The following is a 19648-nucleotide window of genomic DNA, read 5'->3' on the forward strand; positions in this document are numbered from 1 at the left end:
TTGCTATCATCTGCGCTAAAGCATACACTGCCCCAAAACAGCAAAACAAAAACATCTATGGAAATTCAAATAGATAATTCATCCGTGGTGCAGTTAATTCAACTTTCATTGGTACCGGTATTTTTGCTCGTTGCTATTGGTCAAATGCTAAATGTGTTAACCGGCCGATTGGCAAGAGTCATAGATCGCGCGCGCTGGTACGAAGATCAAAAAAATGAAGGCATCATTACTGCCTACAATGAAAGGCAAAAGGACGAACTAAATGCCCTGCGCAGACGCATGCGATTCTCCAACTGGGCAATCAATTTTTTAACCGGCGCTGCGCTTTTTGTGTGCGGTACCGTAGTACTTCTTTTGCTAAAAGGCATAGTGGCTCCCAGCATAGACAACTTTATTCTTGCACTGTTTACCTTTGCTATGACCGCAATAACGGGCGGATTGATTTGCTTTTTTATTGAAGTGAGCATTGCCACAGCGACGCTAAAAATACCCGATCCTGATGGCTACGACTGATTAAGAAGTTTGTAAGCAGCGGTTAATTGCTTTGTATAAGGTGTCTTTTTCGACGGGTTTAATTAGGTATTCATTCATTCCAGCGGCTAAACAATATTGCGACTCTTCGTCTGCGCTATTGGCAGAAAGACCTATTATGGGGACGGCATCTAATTCCGAGTGAGTTTCATACTCGCGAATCTTTTCTACCGCCTGTAAACCGCTCATTACTGGCATCATCACATCCATTAGAATCAAATCGAATTTTTGCTGACGATATTGATCACAGGCTTCACGGCCATTTTTAGCGTACGCAACGTCAGCCCCGCAAGCCAATAAATGTTCGCCTGAAATTAAGCGCATAATTTCACTGTCATCGACTACCAAGATCTTTTTATTGCTTAAGTTTGGTTGTTTATTAAGTAGCTCTCCAGTGTGTTCAATTTGTCGGGACGCGAGTTCAAGGGCAATTTCAAAGCAAGCTTCACATCCACCGTTTGGACGGTTTTGGATTGCCAAGGTGGCATGCATTTGTTCGCAGATATTGGAGGCTAACGTAAGCCCTAATCCAACGCCTTTATTCGCGTCGGCGGTATGATTATGGATATGATCCAAACTGGAAAATACAGTTTCTAAAATTTCATCAGGAATACCAGGGCCAGTATCACGCACAAGCACCATCAAGATGCCGCGATTATTGGTAACGTTGAATCTAATATCAATAGAAATCTCACCAGATTCGGTGTACTCCCATGCATTGGTAAGAATTGAAGACAAAACTTCCTGGATTCGCTCTTCATCCCCAAGCAAGGTAAAGGGAATATCATCGTGATAAGTAACATTAACACTTAATCCCTTTTCATTCGCTTTTTCCGTACAAGTGCCTATCAGAGAGTTCAACATTTTATTAGGGTCAAATTCAGCCTTAATAATTTTAAAGGTCTTGGTCTCCATTTTCGCCATTTCTAAAATGCTAGTAAGCAACTTGAGTAAACGTCGAGAAGACACACCTATAATTTTAATGTACTTAGTCTGGTCATTGTCTAGTTTAGTGTGGCTGATAAGATCTACTGCACCGATTATGGCAGTTAAGGGCGTGCGAATTTCATGGCTGAAACTGGCCAAGAATTCAGTTTTCATACGCGTAGCATTTTCCGCTTTGACTCTGGCATCTTCTAACGATTGTGCTCTTAAATAACGCTCTGTAGTATCTAGTCCTGTACCAACAAGCTTCTCGGCGAATCTGGTGTCGGTGAATTGTCGACGTGCAGCTATGGTGATATAGGTTTGATCATCATCATCTAAAGTAGCTACTCGGTATTCAACATTGACGCTGGATTCATTGTTCAGTGCATGCAAGATCGCATACTCAAATTCAGCCCTGTCTTCCCAATAAACTAATTTCATCCAATCTTCAAAATTCAAATTTCCAGAGTCAGATGCGTAATTATGCAACTGGCACATTTTTCTATCCCAATAAATGGTTCTTGAGGCAAAATCGTATTCCCAAATTCCTATATTGGTGGTTTCAATGGCGCGCGCTAGTCTGTTGTTGACCTTGCGCTGAAGATCTTGATTGAACACTAATTGACGATTATTTCTTGCTATTTTCCAGCGTAATCCTACTTGCATGAGTAAGTACAAGCCGCCGCAACTGGCTAAGAACATGAACAAATAAACGGCTTCATTGCGACCATCAAAAAATGACAGGTTTTGGTTAATAATGGTCGAGCCTTTTGGCAAATCTTTTACCGTAATGCCGAATTTCTGCATGCCTATATGATTGAAGATATGCTGTAAGTCAGCATTGGCAGATTTTGGAATACTAGCCTCACTTACAGTGGATATTGCATATTCGGCAATAGTCTTACCCAAATGTTCAGCAGAAAATACATAGCCTCCTACTACATCACCTACTATAAGCGTGCTCCATTTTACAAACACTGGTTGCATGATATTTTCAGAGAGTATTTTGCTAATTTCCGCCGGTGAGCGATAGGGTTCGGGATCATAGGTAAACACTGGGGTGAAAATAATGTTTTTATTGGCAGCTATGCTATTTAAATCTTTTATCGCTTTTTCAAGAGTAGTGAAGTGGTAAAAAGCAATATCATACCGACTTATTCGATTCAGTTTAGTTTTAAGGGTAGACATATTTTCAACAGGGTTTTGGATATTATCCTGAGCGATAATAATAAAGTCATTAAAACCCGTTATGCCAGCCACTTCGCTGATAAACGCAGGATACTCGCTGCGAGTGTTAAGTACACTGTAACCCTCTTCTCTTAACAGATATTCATCATCGTTAATTGCCGACATTGTCGTAAGGATGTTAGGCAAAATTCTGCGGAAGTCCTCAGCGTAATCTTGCAAATTCACGCCATCAAAAAAAGCGTAATCTATGCGCTTATTTTGATATTTTATCCGCAACATTTCTAACATAGCGGCTTTTGCTTCTGGCGTGGTTATGCGATTTTCGTCAATGTATTCGACAAAAATAGAAGCATCTGGATAAGACGCCTGGAAGTGTTGTTTAAAGCTACGAAGAAAATTTCGATTCCAAGGAATGTCGCCTGAATAGTTCATTACGAGCAAGACTTGAAACTCGGAAATTGTCCGAGTTTGTGATACCACCGGAAAAACCGATAGCATGATCCAGCTAAGTATTACCCATCTGCGCATTCGTAACGGCCCCTGTATCGGCAAAAACGAACTGCCCTATCAAGACAGTAAAGCATAGTTTTTACACTTTAGTCTAAATTGTCTATAAATCAGCTATTTAATCAACTAATTTATTGCCGAATACAACTCTTTTCTATTCACTGGCTTGGTCAAGTACTTGTTCATACCAGCATCTTTACAATTTTTCTCGTAACCTTTTAATGCGTGAGCAGTCAACGCAATAATTGGTGTAGGCTTTAAATTCATCGACCTTTCATAGTTTCTAATATGTTTAGTCGCTTCGATACCATCCATAGCGGGCATTAACACGTCCATTAAAATAACGTCGACCTTTCTTTCTTTAAACGCTTCTACTGCCAAATTTCCATCATTGGCGTAAAACACTTCAGCACCGCAATCAAGCAGCATTTGTCCCACTATGGTTTGATTAATTTCGTTATCATCGACCACTAAGATACGTTTGCCAGAAAAGTCCGGCATGTCTATCACCTGATCTTCCACCTGTTTCTTAGCCAAGCCTTCCACAATCTTAATAGGTACCGACAAGGTAAAGGCACTGCCATGACCTTCTTTACTTTTCAGGGAAAGACTACCGCCCATAAGCTCGGCAAGCTTCTTAGAAATACTTAAGCCTAGGCCAGTACCTTTGGAAATAGTTTTGCCTTGATTTTGTACCTGCTCAAAACTCTTAAAGATGCGTTTTTGATGGCTTTCATGAATACCAACACCAGTATCAGTTACGGTAAAACTAATCTTTCCTAAATTGGGTTCACCAAATTTGGGTTCAAAACTGATTTCCAGTTGAATTAAACCCTCTGAGGTAAATTTTAAGGCATTTCCAATAAGGTTAAACAACACCTGTTTAATTCGAGTTTCATCGGTTTCAACCACTTCCGGGACATAGGTAGGATGTATTAACTTAAATTTTAAATTCTTACGTTTTATTTCTAACCGGAATGAAGCGATAGTTTGTTGCACCAAGGTTTTTAAATTCACCGGTGACGTTTGAATATCCAGCTTCCCGCTTTCAATTTTACTCAAATCGAGTATGTCATTGAGAATATTTAATAAACCACCAGCGGATGATTTTATCATGGTGGCATAATTGGATTGGTTTTTATCCAGACGAGTATGGGCTAACAGATCTGCCGCGCCTATCACACCATTCATTGGGGTTCGGATTTCATGGCTCATATTCGCCAAGAACTCAGATTTGGCTCTAGTTGCCTGTTCCGCTTTTTCTCGCTCTAGTTGCAGTTTTTGTTGATACAACACACTATCGGTCACATTTAATACTGTGCCAACTAATCGAATTACATTATCGTTGCTGTCTTTAACGCTAGTGATATGACATTCCAGATAGTTAGTATCACCATTACTCAACGGTACTGTATAACTTACTTTACAAGAGGCACCTAAATTAACCGAGGCAATTAACGCGGAGTCCAATTCGAGCTTTTCTTTGCTATCCTCTACACACTCGTACCAAGATTCCAATGTAGGCTTAAATTCATTGGCTGGCACATTGTGATGAGTCATCATGGCCTTATCCCAATACAAGCTCTCTTGTTCCAAATCGTATTCCCAAACCCCAATATTGGTAGCATCTGTTGCCGCGTCCATACGCTCATTAATTCGCGTTAGCCTAGTTTGAGATTCGGATAATTGTTTTTGGTTATTACGCAACAATCGGTTCCAATTGAGCATAAAAATAACCAAGCCGATTAGCATGGAAGTAATGACGACTAGATAAAGTAACTCGTTTAAAAACATGTCGATGAAGGTTTGGGGCTTATCCAATGCTTGATGCGGCGCAGGCAGTTGATCAATGTCGATTCTATGAATATCCAGGGCTGCATAATTGAACACATAAGCATTGGGCGAAAAGGATTCGTCTTGCAGAGGGCTTCCTTCAAGGGCCTTCTTTATTTGCTTAGCAACTTCGGCAGCTGCTTGTTTGGAGACTAATACATATCCGCCAACCACGTTTTCCGATAACAACATGTCATAGTGTACAAACACTGGCTGACTGATTAGACGAGCCAAGCGCTCGGTGATTTCAACTGGATCTAAGATTTTTGATTGCTCGATGGCAAAAAAGGGCACCACGATAACAGGCACATCTGGATCCAGTGCTGACAACCGAGTAATGATTTCACCGGTTGAATTAAATTCAACAAATTCAGTGTTAATTGGCAGTTGTGCTAGTTGCTCAGAAATTTTATCTATTCGTACTTTGTAGTCACTGTCAGATTTAACCAGCACATACACCTTATCGCTATTTGTGATTTGGGCTGCGGTTTCTGCCAGGGTTTTGTAATCAGGTGTGAATGAGATTTTGTGACTATTGTGGTTCTCTTTTAGTTCTGATGGAATCAGGATTTCAATGAAGAACTTTTGAGCATTATCAAATACAGATGGTTGACTTTTTTTATTGTATAGAGAAGCGGATAAATTCGAATCAAATAAAATGACATCAATATTTTCATCCTTATATTTTTCTTGAATCAGGGTTCGAACAGACGCTCTATATTCTGGGAAGTTAAATCGATATAAATCCAAATATTCGGTAAAAATTTGAGGGTCTTTATAAATAACACTTAATTGATTGGCCAATTCAGTATTGAAGTTACTGTAAAACCCCGAATCATTACTGGTTGAATAGAGAATCAAAACACTGGGCGATTTCGCAAAAACAGCCGAGGTTGTGAGACCTAAAAACACAAATATTACTGAATTCCTAAACCACCTATACATTATGCCCTGTTCTCTGAAAATCCATCTAATTAAGCGATTACATATACGACTGTTCGTGCTTAATATTTGTACGCTAATTCACTATATCAAGTTTTGCCAGATTAATACCATAATGTTCAGGAATAACTGGTTTGATAATACTAATTTGTTGATCTGTTTCACTCAAATCAAATTCTTCTGCAGCACAATAATCCATGTTTTTAAGTGAAAAAATCGTCCTTACTACTGGTTTTAACGGTTGGTCTCGATTGATTCTAATAACAACTGCTAGTTTTTTGTTATTTAACATGACCGCGCTACCGGCTGGATATATTCCGATTGCCCGCAAGAATTTTACGGCTAATTTTTGATCATAGCCGTAATCCGGATTACAAATCACTTTTAACGCTGCAGCCGGAGATGCGGCTTTTTGATAAGGTCTATGGCTGGTCATAGCATCAAAACAGTCAACAATTGCTAGCATTCTTGAATATTTATCTATCTGCTCTCCTTCCAATCCGTAAGGATACCCTGTACCGTCCAAGCGCTCGTGATGTTGCTCAATTGCAATGCGTTGTTGATTGTCAAAATGCAACGGCTCTACTATGTCCAAAGAATGCTGAACGTGAGACTGAATGGTCAACTGTTCTTCCAAACTTGGAGGATCCATTTTATGAGTGACACTTTTTGGAATTTTGGTCATTCCAATATCGAAAAGATAGCCAACTTGGCAAAGCTTTTTGCAGTCATCGTAAGATAATCCCAAAGCATCAGCAAAATAACACATAAGCACAGCACAATGCGCAGCATGATTACTCAGGTATTCGCCTCCATTGCGTAGCATACTCACGCACAATAACGCATTGGAATTTCGTTGCAAGCTATGCATAACATCTTCTAGGATGACGTCGATTTTCTTGAAGTCTATGTCCAAGCCCTTTTCAATATTAATACGTTGATAGTGGAATACTTCGTTTAAGTCTTTTACTAGGTTTTCAGCAAACTCCACCTCTTCTGCATAGGTAGCCGGCGCATCATAATGCTTTGCCAGCAATTTACCTTTACCGCCGTTAATGTCAGGAGTAACTGTTTGATTAGCGTTGGATCTAACGGCTAAATAGGGTTTGAGTGAAGAGACAGTTTTTTTGCGATCATTTAGCGCTTGAATACTTTCCACAGAAGCTCGCTTAGTACGTTCAACCACTACTCGCTGAACACCAGAGGCGATAAGTTTTTCGATAATCGAAGGGTGTTTGATTTTACCCCGATGTTTGACTGTAAGATTGCCTGTTTGTTGGGCAATACTGTGCACAAGCATACCGGGTTTTAGCTCTGATATTGGAATTGTAATGTACTGTGGCTGCATCATAAATACACAAACTGCTAGTTATTTGCTTATTTATCGGCAACTTAAGGAAATTTATTGAGTAAATAACCTGATATCGAAATAACGTCGATATCAGGGTGAATAGATGAGGGATATTTCTGTCGTTAAGTGGCTAAAATCATTGTGTAATTAGCCACTTAAAACTGGATCTTAGCGCACTAAATCTCTATTGTGCCATCCACGCTTGGCACCAGCCATTGGCATTGACTAATTTACCAGGGAAAATACCGCAAGGACGCCATTCAGCGCCGGCTTCACCTTGGATATATTTGCAGTTTCCACAGGTTTTACCTTCAACTTCTGATTTATGTGTGTACTTTAGAGCTACCGCTTGAGCATTGTCTAAAGACAATTTCTCTTGTGCATTTGCACGTAGCGCAATACCGCCCAGAGTCACACCTATCAAAGTTGAACCAGACAATTTTAAAAAGTTACGACGGTCAAGTTTCTTCATTGCTTTTCCTCTAAAAAGACTGTAAATGATAATTATTCTTTTTTATCATCTGCCTAAAACAACAAAGGCTCACCCGAAGGTAAGCCATTGATAAGTAATTTTATACTTATACACTAGCAATTTAGATTAGCAACAAAGATATTAAGTTCAATTGATCTAGATTAAATGTACAGATAAATTAACAAATATCGAAATCCTTTGTTTTGGGGGGTTTCCAAATGGAACTCGGTTGGGACTCAGGCTTAGCATAGCTCAATCTGTCGATTCTGCTTGTATTGTGATAGCTATCTAATCCAGAAACACAAATACTATGTGCAGCTTCAATATCTAAGTATCCATCGTCAGCAATGATAGTGGAAGGCAAGAAGAGTTCAATTATCTCGCCTATCACCAGTTCAGTCTTATTCAACTCAATTAGTTGAATACTTTTTACTTTCAAGCCGATTTTAATTTTCGCTTCAGCTACATAGGGCGCTTTGATCCCTTGGCTAAACTCTTGTGTTAGATTTGTCTGTTCAAACTCACTTACGTCACTCTCATATCGCGCCGAAGTTTGATGAGCTTGCAACAGCATATTTGAGTTCACGTGATTAATGGTAAATTCGCCTGTCGTCTTCAAATTACTTAGGGTATCTCTAACCACTGTATGCGGGCGCATCAGCATGCCCATTAAAGGCGGATTTGCTCCCACATGAAATACCGAACTAACGATGCATAAATTGGTATTACCTTCAGCGTTTCGTGTGCCGATTAAATTGGCACTTTTAAAGCCGCTTAATGAATTAATTAAATTTGCTCGATATCTTTGCTCTAGTCTGTCAATCTGATCTCTTGTAAATTGCTTCTGCATCATTCATCGTCTCGCTTAGCAATAATGTTTACACCAAACCCAGTATCCTCAATAAACACCTCTATGGGCGAACAACATATTTGGCAATCCACGATTTGATGTTGATTTATATCGTTAATTTCATCGATCTCTATGTCATTTGACGTCATGCAATAGGGACACTCAAATGTTTCAGCTCTGCTTAAGCTCATGAATAAAACATCACTTTAGGGTTAGTTTAAAATGACTAATACGCCTAAGTTAGCTAGCCGGATTCATTCTTTTAAATGCTCGAAATTGTCTTTTTTGTAATCTAACGAGTACGAATTGAGCATCATTTCAATTAAATAACCATTGACAATCACTGTATATTAAACCAGTATCTATTCCCCTTTTGAGCAACGTTATTTTTAGTCAATGCGTGATTTACCTACTTTTTATTATCATGATCACTTCGTTGAATTCCTGAAATTTATACGGAATACCTGCACGCATTTGCTACACCCTGAGCATCTCAAATTTCTAAAAGAATTTGATGAAGCAACTAAAGATCAACAATGCCTGTTCATACGATGCGTTAATCGCAAGCTTCCGGTAATTAATAGCAAGAGTTTAATTTTTGTCGAACTTGGCGACATTCAACAGCTACTATCAGATTTGAAACAAAAGGGTTGGTTAAGCGAGGTAACTGAAAAAGATAAAGGCCGTTTTATAAACGCGCTTACTAAGGACGGTCTTTACGACCTGGCAAATTCGCCCTTAATTGAACTAACCACATCTGTTAAAAAAAGCTACCCCAGACAGCTCTTGGTAGAAGCCTGCCATGCAATCTCGGGGCGAGATATTTGCGCCACAGATATTGCCAAAGAGTATGTTGTGCGCGCGAAGGACGACATCATCGATTACTTTTTGTTTCTGTATTTTGGAAACTGTCGAGACCGCTTAAACCAATTCAGTATGCGAGATTTAGGGATAATGCGCACCAGAGAAGAAATCGCTCAGGTACAAAGTCGCTTTGAATGCAAACACCAAGCTCTGAGCGTTTTTCAGTTAAAACATTTACGTAGAGAACTTAAAACCCTGCCCCTGCAAACGGCCAACGAAATCTTAGCCTTGTATCACAGCTTACCGGAAGCCGTGGGCGAACAAGCTGAACTGGAAAAAAATAAAATCGCTTTTTTGTTGGCAAATAGGCTAATTGAACATGATGTCTTATTGGCATTGCCTTTGTTAAAACAAATTCAACATCAAGACGCCCAAGAGAAGTGGTGTAGAGAAGCATTTAAACAGGGAATGAAAGAACAGGTAGAAGCACAGTTGTTGAGCATTATTGACAACCCAATAAGTGATCATCTGGCATTTTTTGCAGAAGACTTTTTAGCCAGAAAGTATCAACAAAAACGCACCAGTTTGATGACCGATATGTTGCGTCAAGGAAACCGACACCTTGTAATAGACGAAATTTATAAAGGCTCGGTAGAAAAAGGCGTTATCACCCACTATCAAAATCAAGGACTGCTCGCTTTTAGAACAGAAAACAATTTATGGCGAGCTCTGTTTTGTTTAATTTTGTGGGAAGAGATTTTCGACACGCCTGGCATGGGACTGGCAACGGAATTTGACTATATGCCAGAAAGCTTAAAACAAAATAAGCTGTATGAATCAGCTGGTACGCAAATCGAAAACACACTAGTACATTTAACATCTGGCGAAGCTTGGATAAATGCTGTTGTACGTTCGTTAGCAAAACATGCACACAAGCCTCAAAGTTTATATTCAGCCACACCTACCCTTATAGAAGAATTAAAATATTTAACTCAGCTTTCTGATCCTTTAGGTTTGCAGGGTATTTTGCTCCGTATGGCAAAGGATTGGCATGGCACCAAAGATGGTTTTCCAGATATTACTGTGGTCGAAAACAATCAAATTAGATTTGAAGAAATAAAAGGCGAAGGAGATGCCTTAAGACGAAATCAACTATTGCGTATTCAACAATTGCGCGAATTGGGGTTTGAGGTACAAATCACCACCGCAGAATTTGCCATAGATCCCATGCAACCCTATGTTGTAGTCGATATTGAGACTACTGGAGGCCGTGCCAATCAACATAAAATCACCGAAATTGGTATGGTTAAAATAATTAATGGTGAAGTCGTTGATCAGTGGCAAAGCCTGATAAATCCGCAACGAAAAATATCCAAATTTATTACCCAATTAACCGGTATAGATGATGAAATGGTGTCTGAGGCACCGGTTTTTGAAGAAGTCGCAGATCAAATTGAAAACTTCACTAAAAACAGTATTTTTGTTGCTCATAACGTTAATTTTGACTACGGTTTCATACGCGAAGAATTCAATAGAATCGAGCGTATCTGGCGCAGACCCAAACTTTGTACCGTGCAACAAATGCGCAAATATTTTAAAGGCCTTGAGTCCTATTCTTTAGCCAATTTAACCAAGCATTTCGACATTTCTATGCAGCGCCACCACAGAGCCATGTCAGACGCCATGGCAGCCAGTGAATTGTTGAATCTAGTGAATGAAAAGCGTCTGCAACTGCAAAATCAAGCACATTAGTTCTCTACCATGCATTGTTCCCAAAGCTGGGAATCCACATTGGCTGGTATCTGGGATTTAGGCTGTTGAAAAAAAGACTTTCTAATCTTCTCAAGTTGATTTGCTTGTCTGAGATTACTTAAGGCTAGTTGCATTTTTTGTCGCTGAAAATCAGGTACTGCTAAATTTAGAGCTAAATAATTTGATGCAATTTTCGATTGCGGCAACATAAAAACGGGAGCTATGTCATGCATGCTTAAATTCGCGGAACCAACATAAGCTTTGATGCTAGTGGCAGAATTTATTAACAAGTCAGTTCGACCTGATAAAAACGGATCCAAGACTCCAATTTTGCTGGTGACTAAAAGCATATTTTGACCAGCCACAAAGCCTAGCTCAGTTAAAATCGCCGAATAAGCATTGTCCTTAGAAACTGCTAACTTATAGTTGGCCAGATCATTCGCTTTATTGACAACAATGTCGTATCGTCGCGCTAGCTTATAAAAACAGTTTTGTCCCGATACTAAGGGACCAATCCAATTAAAACTTGATTCGCGCTCGGGTAATCGCGCAACAGACACTAAACCCGCTGAAGTATTTTGCTCAGCCATTCGATAAGCGCGCTTCCAAGGCAGTTGAACAAATTGGCAATCAATACCCACCTGCTCACAAATCTCTCGAACGATTGCGACATTGATACCGGTAATTGTTCCCTGTCGTTGAAAGTTATAAGGCGGAAAGTGTTCGGTATAAATAGTGAGGTCTACAAAGTTTTGTTGTTGTAAATCAGCTTCGTTCGCACTTCCCACGCCATAGCAAGTCAACAAGATTACAAACGAGATCGAGTTGAATATTCTCAATAATAGACCCTTTTGTTACTTTTGGTTCCATGTGATCCTTTACAAATCACACGCTCTATTAAGACTAGACGGGAATATTGAAAAAGAAAGTATAGATGTGTATTTAGACGTATGACGAGCTATATCCAAGATTTACAACCTTCTGATGTTTCGAGAATAATTGAAATGGCATGGGAAGATAGAACGCCTTTTGAAGCCATTGAAAAACTTTATGGCTTGAGTGAATCAGAGGTAATTACTCTAATGCGGACCAATATTAATCGTAAAACATTTGAAAACTGGCGTGCACGTGTTTCCGGCCGAAAAACCAAACACAAAAAGTTAAGGCACCCTGATGTAGAGCGAGGATATTGTAAAACTCAATATAAGCCAGTGCGTAAACGTTAGAAGCCTTCGAGCCTAAGACCAAATAGCTTGGTATCAATTAAAAGCTTAATTTGAAAAACCCTATAGTTCTGGTTTTGAATGTTATTGAGATTCGATCTTATCGATGTAGGCCCGCCGAAACTGCGGTGTCATGTCAAAATACCAAGTGTAGTAACGTTGATTTTCTGGATTTTGTACCCGCACTTTTTGCACTGGTAATTGGTCTTTATATATCAGTTCTTGATCAACCCCTACCATTTGGTGGAGTTGTATAAACGCAATCAAATCACTACTGCTATTGATATAGAACGCGGTTTCAGGCGTTTGCCCATTGCCAGATCGCCATGTGCTTTCGATAAAATTATCTAACACCCAATTATGAAAACGTGCAGTTTCAGAATCTCCTGCTTCTTCTGAACAAATCGCCATGCCATAGTGGGCAGTGAAAGAAGTATAGTTTTGTTCGAGCAGTTGACGATTCTCACGAATACACATGATCCATTGTTTCTTTTGCATCAGAGTTTTCGAGGCTTCTTTTACCTTCTGTTCAAGGTCACTGCGAGGGGCGTAATAAGAGGTTAGCGGAAATAGTTTTAATAAGCGATCAAAGTCTTGTGCTGTTGCGTCTTGTGTTAATAATTTGCCGACCAGTTGACGATAGTCAGCGTTACTTTTTTCATAATTTAGGACTTGCTTTTTCTTTTCTTGAGGAGATTCCGTTGATGTTGCGCCGCAGCCGCTTAGCCATAAACTGGTGAGTAAGAGTAAACAATAAAGAAGCGTTTTCATTTGCAAAAAGTAGTTGCCGAAGTTAATGACCATCAGAAAGGTTTTACTATATCACTTTGAAAGGATTTTTGATCCCGCTTTTCCTATTTGCTGACTATTCTTGTAAAAGCGAGATCAATTATTGATTTGCAATTTTTAAACAAGCTTACACTAAATAAAATTATTTTATTGTTAGGCTTATATCGCAGTTGAGTAACTTAGAAATTGGGCAATTCTGTTTTGCGGATTCAGCGATTTGATTAAACTCATCATCACTTATGCCACTAACGGATGCTGACAATTCCAGTGCAGACGATGCAACCTTGAATCCATCGCCATCTTTTTCCAATGTAACAGTAGCTTTGGTATTTAACTCTCCCTCTTCGAATCCATTTTCTGCCAATGCAAATGACAAAGCCATCGTAAAACAAGATGCATGAGCAGCAGCAATTTGCTCTTCAGGATTAGTGCCTTTTTCATCTTCAAATCGCGTGTTAAACCCATAAGGTTGATTATCGAAAGCGCCTGATTGTGTGCTCACATACCCTTTTCCCGGCTTACCTAGACCTACATATTTAGCTGTCGCATAATTTTTCATGCTCATCATTTTTTCCTTTACAAATTATATGTACTAATTGCTATGCCATTGAAATTAAAAAGATCAGTTTTCATTCTGTAGGCTTGTACAACGTCATGAATAGGTTTACATTTTTACCTGATTAAACTCTTATGGTTTGCCCCCAATACTTTATTCAATTTCTATCAATCTTACATCTACTATCATAACGGCGTTAGGCCCTATCTTACCGCCGTTACCTTTTTTACCCCAAGCTAAATCCGGTGGGATTACAAATTCATATCGAGCACCTACTGGCATAATTTGAAAAGCCAGTTGCAACCCTTCGATAGCCTCTCTGACGAAAAATGATTCTGGTGGGCCTTTTTTGTAAGTATCATCAATGACGCTACCATCCGCCAACAAAATTCGTTGATGGACTTTTATGCAATCTTGCATACTTGGGCAAATACCGTCTGCATCTTCAATAATACGAAACATAAGCCCAGACTCTAGCACTTGCACACCATCTTTTTGAGGATAGCGCTGTAAAAATGCTTCGGTCAGGTTTCGGTTTTTTCCTGCTGAGCCTTTTGCTAGTTTCTTCTGTTTTGCCATTGTAATAACTGATAGTGAATACTTGAAATAGGGGCGGAAAAATAGCAGTTAGCCTCGCATAAATCAAACATAATGGAGGCCACCGCTACACATTGGATACGCGTTTAAGGCTGATAGACTAGTACATTTTATAGGGTAAGAACTTTCCAGACATGACCACATGAACCCGATCCCCTTTAGGATCTTCTTCCCGTTGTAAATCCATGGAAAAATCAATTGCACTCATGATGCCGTCACCAAACTCTTCGTGAATAAGTTCTTTTAACGTAGTGCCATATACGTTGACTAATTCATACCAACGATAGATCAAAGGGTCTGTAGGTACTTCAGTGGGTAAAGAGCCTTTATATGGCGCTATTTGCAACCAAGCCACAGCCTCATCGGTTAATCCTAACAAATCACCTACTTTCTCAGATTGTTCTTTGGTCAATGCCATTTGGCCTAAACATGCGGCCGTACTCCACTCTTTAGACTGTCCAACCACTTCGGCTATTTCTGCCCATTTGATGCCCTTGGTAATCTTTGCCGCTTGAATCATGGCGGTAACTTCTTTGCGATCTGTAATCATAGTTAAGGTTCCATATAAAAAGGTGAATAAAAATTACAGGCAAAAAAAAAGGCCATGCGAATTCATTAAATGAATTTGCATAGGCCTCGATGCCTGAAAGCGCTATTGCGCTCAGCTAACATATTGTGATCACAGAATATGAAGCATTTACCATGCCCAACGAAACATTAACTTATATTTCAATTGGTTAGACATGCAAAGATTGCTCTATTTAACTCGATCGAACCAAGTTGGTTCATTTCATATTCAATCAAGCACCGTTATTGATCAGATAATCAAAAAACTAAGGTCGCCTTAATTTTGCTTATTCTTGTCCGTAAATACTGGCATATCTCGGTCATCCCCATAATCCTCGACTTTTTCCATCTGCGACAAGGTGTTCATGTCTTCTTCGGAGATCTCAAAATCTAACTCAGCATTACTTTTCATATGATCAGGGTTAGTGGATTTTGGTAAAGGTAATAGCCCGAGTTGAAGGTCATACTTAATACATAACTGTGGCACAGAGACATCATACTTGTCTGCAATAGCTTTCACTTTATCTTGTTTTATCACAGCGCCGTGGCCAACAGGAGAGTAGGCTTCGACCAAAATACCTTTTGACTGCACATACTCAATTAAATTTTTAGGTACATTACTAATGTGCGCTAAAACTTGATTTACCATAGGCTTGATATTGCCATAATCGATAATGTTTTCTAGATCTTTTTGTTTAAAGTTTGACACACCAATAGCACGAACTTTTCCAGATTGGTAGGCATCTTCTAATGCTTTCCAAGCTTGCAGATTACCTGCAAAATAATGTTCATCACCTCCAAAATCAGCCCAAGGTTGAGGACTGTGAATAATCATCATATCTAGGTATTCAAGACCCATTTTTGGAACTTTCAGTTGATTGTGTAGTGTATAATACTCATTAATCATGCTTTCTCTCCTTTCGCAGTTTGCAAATTTAGGATGCGTATTCACATCCTCTGTATGCTAGTTTGTTCTGCGAAAGAAGCGTTATGGATTTGAAGGATACTTTGAGATCTTTGCCTAAAACTATGAAACTAGCATAAAGGCCTGAATCTATAGTTACTCTTATGCCTACTTGACAGTTTTACCATAGACTGCATCTCTAAAATTTTTATGCAAGCGAATTGGATCATAAGGTAGCAGTTGGACAAATAGCACAGCGACCAATTCATTTTTCGGATCGACCCAAAACAAGGTGCTGGCCATGCCATCCCAGAAGAACTCGCCAACTTCACCATAGTTTTCTTGTGCATCCACCGGCTCTCTGAGACGCACGGCAAAATCGACGCCAAATCCCACTTGGCCTTTTGAAGGTAGCCAACTACGCTCAGTCACAGCCGGATCTAAATGGTTTGATGCCATGGCTCGCACTGTTTCCGCTTTAAGCAATCTCGCGCCCTCTAATTCACCTTGATTAACTAGCATTCTTGCAAAGCGCGCATAATCGTCGATAGTCGAAGTTAGTCCCCAGCCCCCTGGCGTTAAATTAACGTCTGAGACATTAATGGCTCCTTCTGTTTCAGGAATTTGAGTTAAAATGCCCTGTTCAGACAAGTTATATAATGGCGAAAATCTTGTCATGTTAGCATCGGCAACCTTGTAGCCTATGGTGTTCATATTTAGCGGATCGAATATATTTGCTTGGATATAATCATCAAAATTTTGGCCAGACAAAACCTCCACAAGACGAGCTTGTACATCCACAGAAACCCCATAGCTCCATTGCTCACCCGGATGAAATGCCAGAGGTATGCTTGCAATTTTTTGTACGGTTTGCGTTAGGGTGTTGGAAACCGCATACGCGTTAGCAGCTTTAACCATATCCCCGGTACAAGAATCATTTGGTCCCGAAAAACCCGCTGTGTGCCTGGTTATATCGCGAACAGTAATTGCTCGTTTAGGGGGGGCTAGTTGCATTTCACCATCAGCATTTACCCCTGTACATACTTGTTGATTAGCGAACTCTGGCAAATACCAAGCTAAGGGATCATCCATTTTAAATTTGCCTTGCTCATACAATTGCATAAGCGCAACCCCGGTTACAGGTTTTGTCATCGAATAAATACGCACAATGGTGTCTCGATTCATTGGCGTTTGTTGCTCCAAATTTGCAAAGCCAAAAGCGTTAAAATAAACCTCTTTGCCTTTCTCAAATACTATAGCCGAGACGCCAGCCACCTGACCTGACTCTACATAGCCTTTGAGGGTTGTATTCATGAGTTCAACCGATGTTTGATTGACTATTTGATTTTTCATTGCTGGCTCTGATTTTCCTGAAGTGGCACTACAAGCATAAAGCAAGGATGATAATAAAACACAACTAATAAAGTACTTTGAAGGCAAAGACATAAGGTTACTCGAATAAATAGGGTTACTAAGGGTGCAATACTAAACTAATCACAAGCAAAATGTTAAACAAAAGTTAACTTTGTAAATACAAGTGAAACAAGGTAGTAGAAAAGCCGAAAATCGCCAGTACTTTCTTGCAAGAATTTTGAAATTGCGTAGAATCTCATAATATATTTTGTAAATGATACTTATTCTCATTTTTATTACGGAGCTTAAATGGCAACTTTTACCCGTTCAAGTAAAATTAATTTGGTATTTACTATTTCTCTGATCTCTTTGTCTTTAATCTCAGCTCGTTTAGCAAATGCGCAGGAAAGCGAGCAATCTGAGTCCCAAGTAGAAGTGATAGAGGTAAAAGGTAATGCTTCACAGGTAGACCTGACTAAGCGCTTTGCTGGCGAACAAATCGCTAGAGGTGGCCGAGCTGGTATTTTTGGGAACCTAGACTTTTTAGATAGTCCTTTTGCGGGCACTGCCTACACAGCGGATCTCATTAAACAGCAACAAGCTCAAAACATTGGTGATGTGCTGTTAAACGATCCCACTGTTCGTGTAACAAAAGGCTTTGGAAATTTCCAAGAAGTCTACATATTGCGCGGCTTTCCGGTGTATTCCGACGACATTACCTTAAACGGTGCTTTTGGCATTTTGCCAAGGCAATATGTCGCGGCTGAAATGATTGAACGGGTGGAAGTGCTAAGGGGAGCCAATGCCTTTGTTAATGGCGCAGCACCAGGTGCTAGTGGTGTTGGTGGTAGTATTAACCTAGTACCAAAACGCGCGCCTGTTGGCGGCATTCGAAACGCGACTCTTGGCTATGAAGAAAGTAGTATATTTTCAGCCGCCGTAGATTTAGGACAACGCTATGGTGAGAATGACCAGTGGGGAGTACGTTTTAACAGTTTGACTCGCGGCGGCGAGAGTATCATTGATGGACAAGAACAAGATTTATCTGTGCTAGCCCTTAATATCGATTATGCTCAAGACAATCTACGTTTTTCAGCCGATCTTGGCTATCAAGACAATCATATTGATGCCCCAAGACCTCAAGTAACACCTTTGGGTGATATTCCAAGCGCGCCAGATGCTGATGTTAATTTTGCGCAACCATGGACCTTCACTGACGAATCACAAGTTTTTGGTGTTTTGCGCGCCGAATATGACATTTCTGATACCACTAAGACTTGGATCGGTGCCGGCTTTAGAAAAGGTGAAGAAGAAAACGACCTAGCAAACCCGACAGCGGATGCAAATGGAATTGGCAGTGCTTATAGATTCGCCAATACCAGAGAAGACGAAGTCTATTCTGTTGATGCAGGTGTCAGTCATGACTATCAACTCTCTGATACCAAAAATACCCTGATAGTGTCAGGCGCTATCATTGATCTTGAGTCTAAAAACGCCTTTGCTTTTTCAAACTTTGCAGGATTTGCTACTAGCATTTACCAACCAACGGCCATTACGCCGCCTGCCACTGACTTTTTTGTTGGTGGCGACTTAGCGAGTCCCTTAGTAACTGAAAAAGTACGTAACCAAAGTGTTGCTATTGCCAATACCACAGCATGGCAAGATGAAACGGTTTTGACCACCATAGGCGTGCGCTATCAAAGTATAGATACGCAGTCGTTCAATGCTGCTGGCGGCGACCTGTCAGGTAGTTACGACGACAGTAAATTCACACCAGTAGTTGGCATAGTTGTAAAACCATCAGACCAGTTTTCCATTTATGCGAATTACGCGGAAAGTTTAACCCCAGGCGCATCTGCACCTGACACTGCCAATGGTTTACCAGTGGTAAATGCGGGTGAGGTACTAGCACCTTTTACCGGAGAGCAATACGAAATAGGCTTTAAATATGACGGTGGCAACATAGGTAGCACAGCTAGTGTATTTAATCTCAATCGTCCTAATTCTGTGATTGAAAATCAAATCTTTAGTGATGGCGGTGAGCAACAAAGTCAAGGCGTTGAGTTTAGCGTTTTTGGTCAGCCAACTCAGAATTCGAGATTGATTGCTGGGGGGACTTATGTAGTCGCGGAACTCGCCAATACTCAGTCTGGAATAGATGAAGGCAACACCCCAATTGGTATTCCAGAGCTTCAAACTAATATCAACTTTGAATACGATGTCACTGATATTGAAGGCTTAACCTTGGACGCTCGGTGGATATACACCTCAGAGCAATATACCAATACCGCCAATACCATTGAACTAGATGACTGGAATAGATTCGATCTTGGTGCCAGATACAGCTTTATTTGGGCTGATACCATTGTGGATATTAGAGGACGAATTAACAACCTCACAGACAAAGCCTATTGGGCTTCGACCGGCGGATATCCGGGAGCCAACTATTTGATTTTGGGTGAGCCAAGAACTTTGTCTTTATCGGTTAGTTTTGATTTTTAG

17 protein-coding genes are annotated in these 19648 nt (G+C 40.1%); 4 read left to right on the forward strand and 13 right to left on the reverse strand.

Going from position 1 to position 19648, the window contains the following annotated elements:
- The first annotated feature begins 57 nt into the window (after window positions 1-57).
- Entirely contained in the window at window positions 58-513 is a 456-nt protein-coding gene (locus ACNKW3_RS16550; RefSeq protein WP_427400438.1) for a DUF2721 domain-containing protein, read from the forward strand.
- On the opposite strand, the gene ACNKW3_RS16555 is transcribed toward ACNKW3_RS16550, so the two are convergent.
- The 6 genes from ACNKW3_RS16555 to ACNKW3_RS16580 form a co-directional block, all read right to left on the reverse strand.
- Entirely contained in the window at window positions 514-3174 is a 2661-nt protein-coding gene (locus tag ACNKW3_RS16555) for a response regulator (RefSeq protein ID WP_427400439.1), read from the reverse strand.
- Window positions 3175-3279: 105 nt separating this feature from the next.
- Entirely contained in the window at window positions 3280-5898 is a 2619-nt protein-coding gene (locus tag ACNKW3_RS16560; RefSeq protein WP_427400440.1) for a response regulator, read from the reverse strand.
- Window positions 5899-6004: 106 nt separating this feature from the next.
- The gene (locus ACNKW3_RS16565) at window positions 6005-7279 is read right to left on the reverse strand and encodes an HD-GYP domain-containing protein (protein ID WP_427400441.1); all 1275 of its coding nucleotides are present in this window, start codon (window positions 7277-7279) and stop codon (window positions 6005-6007) included.
- A 184-nt stretch (window positions 7280-7463) separates the two neighbouring features.
- Window positions 7464-7751, reverse strand: coding sequence for a high-potential iron-sulfur protein (locus ACNKW3_RS16570; protein ID WP_427400442.1), 288 nt, complete (start codon window positions 7749-7751; stop codon window positions 7464-7466).
- Window positions 7752-7929: 178 nt separating this feature from the next.
- A complete protein-coding gene (locus ACNKW3_RS16575; RefSeq protein ID WP_427400508.1) occupies window positions 7930-8601 on the reverse strand; it encodes a flavin reductase family protein in 672 nt (223 codons plus the stop codon).
- Complete coding sequence (locus ACNKW3_RS16580) at window positions 8601-8792, reverse strand: CPXCG motif-containing cysteine-rich protein (protein WP_427400443.1); 192 nt, start codon at window positions 8790-8792, stop codon at window positions 8601-8603. Before ACNKW3_RS16580 ends, ACNKW3_RS16575 begins: the two co-directional genes overlap by 1 nt.
- A 205-nt stretch (window positions 8793-8997) precedes the next feature.
- On the opposite strand from ACNKW3_RS16580, the gene ACNKW3_RS16585 reads away from it, so the two are divergent.
- Window positions 8998-11157: an exonuclease domain-containing protein gene (locus ACNKW3_RS16585; protein WP_427400444.1), complete on the forward strand. Its 2160-nt coding sequence runs from the start codon at window positions 8998-9000 to the stop codon at window positions 11155-11157.
- Here the strand turns inward: ACNKW3_RS16585 and ACNKW3_RS16590 are convergent.
- Complete coding sequence (locus ACNKW3_RS16590; RefSeq protein ID WP_427400445.1) at window positions 11154-11996, reverse strand: substrate-binding periplasmic protein; 843 nt, start codon at window positions 11994-11996, stop codon at window positions 11154-11156. The genes ACNKW3_RS16585 and ACNKW3_RS16590 overlap by 4 nt on opposite strands.
- Before the next feature lie 111 nt (window positions 11997-12107).
- Here ACNKW3_RS16590 and ACNKW3_RS16595 point away from each other — a divergent pair, with 111 nt between their 5' ends.
- Window positions 12108-12383: a TIGR03643 family protein gene (locus ACNKW3_RS16595; protein ID WP_427400446.1), complete on the forward strand. Its 276-nt coding sequence runs from the start codon at window positions 12108-12110 to the stop codon at window positions 12381-12383.
- Window positions 12384-12464: 81 nt separating this feature from the next.
- On the opposite strand, the gene ACNKW3_RS16600 is transcribed toward ACNKW3_RS16595, so the two are convergent.
- The 6 genes from ACNKW3_RS16600 to ACNKW3_RS16625 form a co-directional block, all read right to left on the reverse strand.
- Window positions 12465-13151 (reverse strand): DUF4919 domain-containing protein, encoded by a 687-nt coding sequence (locus ACNKW3_RS16600; protein ID WP_427400447.1) that lies wholly within the window; start codon window positions 13149-13151, stop codon window positions 12465-12467.
- A 160-nt stretch (window positions 13152-13311) separates the two neighbouring features.
- Window positions 13312-13734, reverse strand: a complete 423-nt coding sequence (locus ACNKW3_RS16605; protein WP_427400448.1) for an OsmC family protein — start codon at window positions 13732-13734, stop codon at window positions 13312-13314.
- Window positions 13735-13878: 144 nt separating this feature from the next.
- Window positions 13879-14304 carry an FKBP-type peptidyl-prolyl cis-trans isomerase gene (locus ACNKW3_RS16610; protein ID WP_427400449.1) on the reverse strand — a complete coding sequence of 142 codons (426 nt, stop codon included), beginning with the start codon at window positions 14302-14304 and terminating at the stop codon, window positions 13879-13881.
- 118 nt (window positions 14305-14422) lie between these two features.
- Window positions 14423-14872, reverse strand: a complete 450-nt coding sequence (gene cynS, locus ACNKW3_RS16615) for a cyanase (RefSeq protein ID WP_427400450.1) — start codon at window positions 14870-14872, stop codon at window positions 14423-14425.
- Between the two features lie 294 nt (window positions 14873-15166).
- Window positions 15167-15841 (reverse strand): aldo/keto reductase family protein, encoded by a 675-nt coding sequence (locus ACNKW3_RS16620; protein ID WP_427400451.1) that lies wholly within the window; start codon window positions 15839-15841, stop codon window positions 15167-15169.
- A gap of 120 nt (window positions 15842-15961) precedes the next feature.
- The gene (locus ACNKW3_RS16625; protein WP_427400452.1) at window positions 15962-17146 is read right to left on the reverse strand and encodes a serine hydrolase domain-containing protein; all 1185 of its coding nucleotides are present in this window, start codon (window positions 17144-17146) and stop codon (window positions 15962-15964) included.
- 309 nt (window positions 17147-17455) lie between these two features.
- On the opposite strand from ACNKW3_RS16625, the gene ACNKW3_RS16630 reads away from it, so the two are divergent.
- Window positions 17456-19648, forward strand: coding sequence for a TonB-dependent receptor (locus tag ACNKW3_RS16630; RefSeq protein WP_427400453.1), 2193 nt, complete (start codon window positions 17456-17458; stop codon window positions 19646-19648).

It is taken from the genome of Glaciecola sp. 1036, assembly GCF_050306235.1.
Lineage (GTDB): Bacteria > Pseudomonadota > Gammaproteobacteria > Enterobacterales > Alteromonadaceae > Glaciecola.